This is a genomic window from Vibrio sp. YT-19(2023) (assembly GCF_033337395.1).
In genome coordinates this window covers 1-558 of record NZ_JAWOQN010000935.1, presented here as the reverse complement: position 1 = coordinate 558, position 558 = coordinate 1, and the positions used below count along the sequence as shown (strand labels likewise).

At 49.6% G+C, this 558-nt stretch carries 1 protein-coding gene; it reads right to left on the bottom strand.

Going from position 1 to position 558, the window contains the following annotated elements:
* On the bottom strand, window positions 1-558 hold a 558-nt coding region (locus R7E78_RS29280; protein WP_318059039.1), incomplete at both ends, for an alkaline phosphatase D family protein.

Here is a 558-nt window from a genome sequence, read left to right as displayed (position 1 = left end):
CCATTTGTCGTAGACGCCGACTTCGTCGTCACCTGATACTTTTTATCTTTGATGGTCGACACCAAGTACCACGTTGATTGAGCGGCATCAGCAGTAAAGGTCACTCGCATAAAGCCACGTTGTTTGATGTCAGCCCATTGCAGCTCGGAGACTAAATGCGGCAAGGTGTATTCCATTTGCGCAATCGCCACCGGGTCCAACGCCAAATACTCTTCCAACCCCGGAGAGCTCACCGAGCTCGTCGCAAACTCGACCCCTATCGGATTGTTTGACACATCTTTTAACTCACTTGCCCACGCGTTGTGAGTATCGCCCGCTAAACACACAAAATTGCCACTACTTGCTTTGGCCAGTTGGTAGACTTTTTCACGCTCGACATAGTAACCATCCCAAGCATCGAGGTTGTAAGGCAGAGAAATGGGATCTGCACTTGGATCGGCAAGATAACCCGTGATCGCTGTATTCACCGCCAACAACGCTTCTGTTTTCTTCTCTTCTGTTGACGTAAACAGTTGGAACATCGCCGTCATCACTGAACTTGGTAGCTCCATTCGCGAC